The following is a 1,257-nucleotide window of genomic DNA, read 5'->3' as shown; positions in this document are numbered from 1 at the left end:
CGATGGTACTTGGACCGAAGGGTCCTGGGAGAGTAGGACGCCGCCAAGCACATGAGCCCTTGTTGATTAAATCAACAAGGGCTTTTTTGTGTTTTATAATAAATCTTTTAGAACTTCAATAGAGTTTTGGGACGGTTCAAACAAATTATTATAGTGTTTGTAAGCAAAATGTACAATTTGTAGAAGTAAGGTGAAAGAAGGATAAATGAGAACAAGTAAGGTCGTAGACTTGACCAGTCTGCCGAAAGATTCAAGTGTCTGTCAACCGAAGACAGAAGATGGGGGAAATATTATCCTGCCACACAAAGGGCTTGTTCTGTCCAATCATTTGGCAGCTATTCTGAAACTGGACAAGGGTGATACGTTTCTTGTAGAGGTTGTTGATATGAGAGATGGCATTACCCTGAATATACAAGTAGTTGATATTGTAGCACATTATATTGGAATTGTTGCTTATATGAATTATGATGTGATGCAGGAATCTTCTTAAGGCTCAGAATATGAGGGCAATTAGACTTTTGAGGCAGAAAGTAATCGGTTTTCAGAGATTGGCAAGCAATTTTAAATTAATAATAGAACAACGATGATTCTTGATACGAGTAGACTTCAGCAACAGTTCGAACAGTTTGTGCAATATGCCGAGTGATTAGAGGGCAGAAGCAGAATAGCAAGGTATACAATTTCCTTTAATTATTGAACCTAAGGCCATGTTTGTGGGTGTGCTAGGTACTCTAGCGTTCTTATTAATAGAACAACGGCAAATAAATAAAAAGATCGATAATCTCTCCATCCTTGAAGCACTGCAAGATCAGGAGTAAAAAAAGCTTCAATCCTTAAACTATCTAATTTCAAACATGCTGAAAATATGAAGTAGAACCAGCAGCTTAGATTAATGCAGTTTTTGTATACTTTGATGTTCTCAACTAAAGGGAAGATTGTGTTATACCGGTATGTTAGTAGAACATTAAAGACTCTATAAATAAAACAGGCTATTTTTCTAAAATAATAAATAATAAAGCTTGCATTATGGTAAGGTAACATGGTATATTAAATGTCCGGTCGAGAGCAGAAAGAATTGTTTGACGATTGGAATAAGATGAATAGCCGGCTTCGTAAAACTTTTAAAAAAAAGTGTTGCATTATGTCGGAATTCATGGTATATTATAAGAGTTGCTGCTGAGACATTAAGCAGACAACGAGAACAGCTTGATCTTTGAAAACTGAACAACGAGTGAGTATCGAATTCACGAAAGTGAG

At 36.3% G+C, this 1,257-nt stretch carries 1 protein-coding gene; it reads left to right on the top strand.

Features of this window, described 5'->3' with window-relative positions; all coding sequences use genetic code 11:
- Window positions 1-205: 205 nt before the first annotated feature.
- Complete coding sequence (locus tag ACFVU8_RS29935; protein ID WP_387432178.1) at window positions 206-490, top strand: hypothetical protein; 285 nt, start codon at window positions 206-208, stop codon at window positions 488-490.
- Window positions 491-1,257: the final 767 nt, after the last annotated feature.

It is taken from the genome of Paenibacillus sp. NPDC058177 (assembly GCF_042883835.1).
Lineage (GTDB): Bacteria > Bacillota > Bacilli > Paenibacillales > Paenibacillaceae > Paenibacillus_AQ > Paenibacillus_AQ agri.
Note: the sequence above shows the minus strand (reverse complement) of the source record. Positions and strands in the feature narration are given on the sequence as shown.

Bases quoted from the DNA above. Each gene is read 5' to 3' on its own strand.
- ACFVU8_RS29935 (WP_387432178.1), top strand. From the start codon at position 206: ATGAGAACAAGTAAGGTCGTAGACTTGACCAGTCTGCCGAAAGATTCA.